General features: G+C 66.1%; 8 protein-coding genes and 1 pseudogene. 5 read left to right on the top strand and 4 right to left on the bottom strand.

Features of this window, described 5'->3' with window-relative positions:
• A pseudogene (locus JOZ00_RS21250) lies at positions 1–387 on the top strand (hypothetical protein); the annotation flags it as partial.
• Between the two features lie 39 nt (positions 388–426).
• Positions 427–1,485 (top strand): dihydrodipicolinate reductase, encoded by a 1,059-nt coding sequence (locus JOZ00_RS21245; protein WP_293347569.1) that lies wholly within the window; start codon positions 427–429, stop codon positions 1,483–1,485.
• A 157-nt stretch (positions 1,486–1,642) separates the two neighbouring features.
• On the opposite strand, the gene JOZ00_RS21240 is transcribed toward JOZ00_RS21245, so the two are convergent.
• Positions 1,643–1,804 (bottom strand): hypothetical protein, encoded by a 162-nt coding sequence (locus JOZ00_RS21240; RefSeq protein WP_293347575.1) that lies wholly within the window; start codon positions 1,802–1,804, stop codon positions 1,643–1,645.
• A gap of 61 nt (positions 1,805–1,865) precedes the next feature.
• Between JOZ00_RS21240 and JOZ00_RS21235 the strand changes: the two genes are divergently transcribed.
• From JOZ00_RS21235 to JOZ00_RS21225, 3 genes are read left to right on the top strand one after another with little or no spacing between them, the layout of a single operon-like run.
• Positions 1,866–2,039 carry a CsbD family protein gene (locus JOZ00_RS21235; RefSeq protein WP_293347566.1) on the top strand — a complete coding sequence of 58 codons (174 nt, stop codon included), beginning with the start codon at positions 1,866–1,868 and terminating at the stop codon, positions 2,037–2,039.
• 32 nt (positions 2,040–2,071) lie between these two features.
• Complete coding sequence (locus JOZ00_RS21230; RefSeq protein WP_293347572.1) at positions 2,072–2,740, top strand: cutinase family protein; 669 nt, start codon at positions 2,072–2,074, stop codon at positions 2,738–2,740.
• 25 nt (positions 2,741–2,765) lie between these two features.
• Positions 2,766–3,752 (top strand): SDR family NAD(P)-dependent oxidoreductase, encoded by a 987-nt coding sequence (locus tag JOZ00_RS21225; protein WP_293347563.1) that lies wholly within the window; start codon positions 2,766–2,768, stop codon positions 3,750–3,752.
• An 8-nt stretch (positions 3,753–3,760) separates the two neighbouring features.
• On the opposite strand, the gene JOZ00_RS21220 is transcribed toward JOZ00_RS21225, so the two are convergent.
• The 3 genes from JOZ00_RS21220 to JOZ00_RS21210 all read right to left on the bottom strand — a co-directional run.
• Positions 3,761–4,144 (bottom strand): hypothetical protein, encoded by a 384-nt coding sequence (locus JOZ00_RS21220; RefSeq protein ID WP_293347560.1) that lies wholly within the window; start codon positions 4,142–4,144, stop codon positions 3,761–3,763.
• A gap of 23 nt (positions 4,145–4,167) precedes the next feature.
• The gene (locus JOZ00_RS21215) at positions 4,168–4,554 is read right to left on the bottom strand and encodes a PPOX class F420-dependent oxidoreductase (protein ID WP_293347557.1); all 387 of its coding nucleotides are present in this window, start codon (positions 4,552–4,554) and stop codon (positions 4,168–4,170) included.
• A gap of 201 nt (positions 4,555–4,755) precedes the next feature.
• The coding region (locus tag JOZ00_RS21210; RefSeq protein WP_293347554.1) for an aldehyde dehydrogenase family protein at positions 4,756–5,332 on the bottom strand (577 nt) is incomplete at its 5' end.

Here is a 5,332-nt window from a genome sequence, read left to right as displayed (position 1 = left end):
ATCTTCGATGCGGCCGAGGACACCGTTCGGTGGAGCGTGCAGGCCGCGGGTGCGGCGCCGGTCGCCGTAATTCGGACGGCACTCATCGGCCCGGACCCCGCGACCGGCATCCCGGTGCAGCTGCGGTCCCAAGCCGTCGGCGGCGCGGGTGTTCTGGACGCCGACGGCCACGCCACCCTCCCCCTCGTCGATGCCCCACGGGGACCGATGACCGAGGCGACGGCGTGGGGTCACGACTGGTCAGCGACCTCGGTGATCATCGGCGCCGAAACGACCGAGTCCCGCGAAATCCGGGACCGGGTGCGGCGATGGGCACGGGCGCGTCTGGACATGCCACCGCCGGACGCTTTCCTGGCCGAGATATTGGCTTCAGAATCCGTCTATTAAGGCCTACTAAGTTCTGGGTGAATTCCCTATGCTGAGCGAGTGCCAAACACCTATCGAGTGGTTCAGTGGAACACCGGAAACGTCGGCAAAAGCTCGCTGAAGTCGATCGTCTCGAACCCCACGCTGGAATTAGTGGGCTGCTTCGCCTGGTCAGCGGACAAAGTCGGCCGCGACGCCGGTGAACTCGTCGGGATCCCGGCGGTCGGGGTGGCGGCCACCAACGACGTCGACGCGCTACTCGCGCTGAAACCCGATTGCGTGGTCTACAACCCGATGTGGATCAACGTCGACGAGCTGGTCCGCATCCTGTCCGCGGGTGTCAACGTCGTGACCACCGCGTCTTTCATCACGGGGCACAACCTCGGCGACGGTCGCGACCGAATAGTGGAGGCCTGCGAGAAGGGCGGCTCCACGATTTTCGGGTCCGGCGTCAGCCCGGGATTCGCCGAGTTGCTGGCCATCGTCTCCTCGATGGTGTGCAACCGGATCGACAGGATCACCGTCAACGAGGCCGCGGACACGACGTTCTACGACTCCCCGGAGACCGAGAAGCCCGTGGGCTTCGGTCAGCCGATCGACCACCCGGACCTGCAGGCGATGGCGGAGAAGGGCACGGCGATCTTCGGCGAAGCCGTCCGGCTGGTCGGCGACGCGCTGGGCGTCGAACTCGACGAGGTGCGCTGCGTCGCCGAGTTCGCCCAAACCACGGCGGACCTGGAAATGGCATCGTGGACGATCCCCGCGGGACACGTCGCCGGCACGTACATCAGCTGGCAGGGGATCGTCAACGGCAAGACACTGATCGACCTGAACGTCCGGTGGCGCAAGGGACAGACACTCGAACCCGACTGGAAGATCGAGCAGGACGGCTGGGTCATTCAGGTCGACGGGCAGCCGACGGTGACGACCAAGGTCGGCTTCCTGCCGCCGCCCTACTTCGAGGCCACCACGCTCGAGGAATTCATGGACCTCGGTCACATCATGACGGCGATGCCCGCCATCAACGGGATCGCGGCCGTCGTCGCCGCGGCGCCGGGCATCGTCACCTACGCCGACCTTCCGCTGACCCTCCCGCGGGGAAACGCGTACGTCAGCTAGCGTCTCCCGACGCCGCCGCGCGGGTTTGGTGTGCGGGCACCGAGCATTGCTCAGCGGACGTGAAAAGGCGTGGGCACCACCATGTTTGCGTCGGATCGGCGGCACCGGACACGCCGCGTGGCAAGCCATCATCGGTGTCCGGGGAGGGGCGCCGGCGTCACTGCGTTGGCCCGGGAGGCTCGCCGGGTTCCATCCCGGACGGTTGGTTGGTCGGCGAGTCCCCCAAATATCGCCGTAACCGGAGCAGCTGATTGACCACCATGCCGACGCCCAGCAGCATCAGGCCCACCACTACCGCCACCACTATCGCGGTGCTCATGAACTCCATGATGACAGGGCGAGGGTTTCAATAGGGTCCTTTGCCGGGTAGGTACAAGCGCATGAGTAACGAAGACAAGTTGAAGAACAAGATCGAAGACCTGGGCGGCCGTGCCAAGGAAGCAGTCGGCAAGGCCACCGGTGACGACGACACCAAGAATGAGGGCCGGGGCGATCAGGCGAAGTCCAGCCTGAAGGATGCCGGCGAGAAGGTGAAGGACGCCTTCAAAAAGTAACGGCGGTGAGCAAACCAATAAAAAGGCGTTGCCTGGCGGCGTGCGCTGCGTCGGTACTGGCGAGTTTCGCCGTCCCGAACGTGGCCGCGCCGTCGGCGGCTGCCGAGCCATGCCCGGACGTGGAGGTGGTATTCGCTCGCGGCTCAGGTGAGGCGCCCGGGGTCGGTGGCATCGGGCAGGCCTTCACCGACGCGCTGCGCGGCGAGGTCGGCGGCAGGGCCCTCACGGTGTATGCGGTCAACTACCCCGCTAGCACCGACTTCGGCAATCCCGACTTCCCGTCGACCGTGATCGACGGCATCCGCGACGCCACTTCCCACATCGAGACGATGACCGCGAACTGCCCCAACACCAAGGAAGTTTTGGGCGGTTACTCCCAGGGCGCCGCGGTGGCGGGATACGCCACCTCCGCCGCCGTCCCCGCGGGCGTGCCCGCGTCGGCGGTACCCCCGCCGATGCCGCCGGGGATCGCGAACCACGTCTCCGCGGTGGCGTTGTTCGGAACGCCGTCGGGACAGTTCCTCGAGAAGTACCACGCGCCCGCGCTCGTCATCGGGCCGCTATACCAACCGAAAACCATTCAGTTGTGCGCTCCGGGCGACTCGATCTGCGGCAACGGCGACGACCCGCTTGCCCACGTCTCCTATCCGGTTAATGGCATGACAAACCAAGCCGCCGACTTCGCCTCAAGTCACCTCTAGGCCGACGGTTCTGCACAATCAGTCCATGCGGATTCTCATCACGGGTGGCACGGGATTTGTCGGCGGCTGGACTGCCAAGGCCATAGCCGACGCGGGGCACTCGATTAGATTCCTGGTGCGCACCCCCGAGAAGCTGCAGACCTCGGTCGCGAAGCTGGGCGTCGACGTCTCGGACTTCGCCGTCGCCGACATCACCGATCGCGTAGCGGTGCGCGAGGCATTGCAGGGATGCGACGCCGTCGTGCACAGCGCCGCTCTGGTCGCCACCGACCCGCGGCAGACCACCGAGATGCTCACCACCAACATGCAGGGCGCCCAAAACGTCCTCGGTCAGTCCGTGGAGCTTGGCCTGGATCCCATCGTCCACGTCTCGAGTTTCACCGCACTGTTCCATCCGGGCCTACAGACGATGACGGCCGACTTGGCGGTCACCGGTGGAGCGGACGGCTACGGCACCTCCAAGGCGCAGGTCGACATCTACGCCCGGGGGCTGCAGGACGCCGGCGCCCCGGTCAACATCACCTATCCCGGGATGGTCATCGGTCCGCCGGTCGGCGACCAGTTCGGTGAGGCCGGCGAGGGCGTCAAGGCCGCGCTGCAGATGCACGCCATCCCCGGCCGTAACGCGGCGTGGCTGATCGTCGACGTCCGCGACTTGGCCGCCTTGCACGCGGCGCTGCTGGAGCCCGGGCGGGGGCCGCGCCGCTACACCGCGGGTGGTCACCGAGTTCCGGCGTCCGAGCTGGCGAACATCCTCGGCGAGGTCGCAGGCACCCCGATGGTCGCGCTTCCGATCCCGGACACCGCGTTGCGGGTCGCCGGGGCGGTGCTCGACCGGGCCGGGCGGTTCCTCCCCTTCGAAACCCCCTTCACGTGGGCGGGGATGCAGTACTACACGCAGATGCCGGCGTCCGACGATTCGCCGAGCGAAACCGAACTCGGGGTGGCCTACCGCGATCCGTCCGAGACCATGAAGGACACGTTCGAGGCCCTTCGCAGCGCAACCGCCTAGGCCGATCGTCAGCGGCTGGGCAAGAAACGGACCAGGCCGACCACGCCCGCCCCCACGAACGGCACCGGCGCCAACGTCGCGATCAACGCGCTTTTGGTGCCGACGAGCGGTTTACTCCGCAGGCCCAACAGCAGGTCGGCGCTGTCGCTGGTCAACGCGGCGGTCGCCCAGCCGCGGAACTCGCTGTCGCGCCCGCGCAGCCAGGCGACACAACCACCCGAGCCCAGCACCAAGTCGCGAATCCCGATCGTTTGCATCAGCAGCGTTTCGGTCCCGGATTCCGGCGAGAAGAAGCGCGAGGGCGCCAGGAGCATGGCGGCGCCGACCGCGACGCGGGCCGCCGCAACCCAGGCCAGAATCTGCGGCGCAATCCGGGGCTGGTCGTCGGTCACCCGCTAACCGTAACCGCAGTCCGCTAGCTGGCGGGCTTGATTTCCAGGCCGACGTGCACCTTGTCGATACCGCCGCGAACGATCGAGTGCGCATAGAACCACCACGCGTGGTACCAGTAACGCTTCAGCACCGCGTTGTAGACGCGCCGCGTCTCCGACTTCGGCAACACCCGGGCGATCCCCTCGACCGGGTCGCTCTTCGGCTTGCCCAACGCGGCACTGCGGGCGATCGTCACCCGGGGCGTGTTGTTGATCCGCTTGGTCTTCCACGAGCCGTCGTCGGTGATGACCAGCAACTTGTCACCCTCGGGCACACCCCAGATCGGCGTCGGCTTGGGGCGGCCGTCCTTGGTGAAAGTGGTCAACAGTAGGTACTTGGACGAGATGACGTCCTGGAAACTGGTAGCCACGCTGTTCGCCTTTTCTTTCGGTGATGATGACAGGGCACATGCCCAAATCGTTAAGTTTCTTAAACGTGTCGGTCGCCACTCCGGCGCGAACACCCCGAAATTCGTTTTAGGCGATTACTTTAAGCCGCCCCACCCGACCCGCGAAATACTGACCGGATTCTGGGTGGGTATGCCGGATGGCGACGGCTGAAAAAGCTGTAGTCAGTTTGCGGCGGCCGCGGTCGAAATCGATTGGCTCACCGTGTAACTGTCGATGCCTTCGGTCCCCAGTTCGCGTCCGTAGCCGCTGTTCTTGACGCCGCCAAACGGCGCCGCGGGATCCATGATGTAACCCTCGTTGACGCCGAAAGTACCGGACCGGACCCTCGCGGCCACGCCGTACCCGCGGTCGATGTCGGAGGTGAAAACCGAACCCGCCAAGCCGTATTCGGAGTCGTTGGCGATCCGGATCGCCTCGTCCTCATCGCGGTAGGGGATCACGGTCAGCACCGGGCCGAAGATCTCCTCGCGGGCGATCCGCATGTCATTGCTGGCATCGCTGAAAAGCGTTGGCCGCACATACCAGCCGGATTCCAAGCCGTCGGGCAACTCGGTGCCGCCGACTACCAAACGCGCACCTTCACTTTGGCCGGTCTCGATGTAGCCACGCACCCGCTCCTGCTGACGCTGCGCCACCAACGGACCGATCTGAGTGTTGGGATCAGCGGGGTCGCCCACCGTCATCGCCGCCATCCCCGCCGCCAACGCATCGACGAATTCGTCCTTGCGCGCCTGTGGC

The sequence above is a fragment of the Mycobacterium sp. genome (genome assembly GCF_019243155.1).
Classification (GTDB): domain Bacteria; phylum Actinomycetota; class Actinomycetes; order Mycobacteriales; family Mycobacteriaceae; genus Mycobacterium.
Note: the sequence above shows the minus strand (reverse complement) of the source record. Positions and strands in the feature narration are given on the sequence as shown.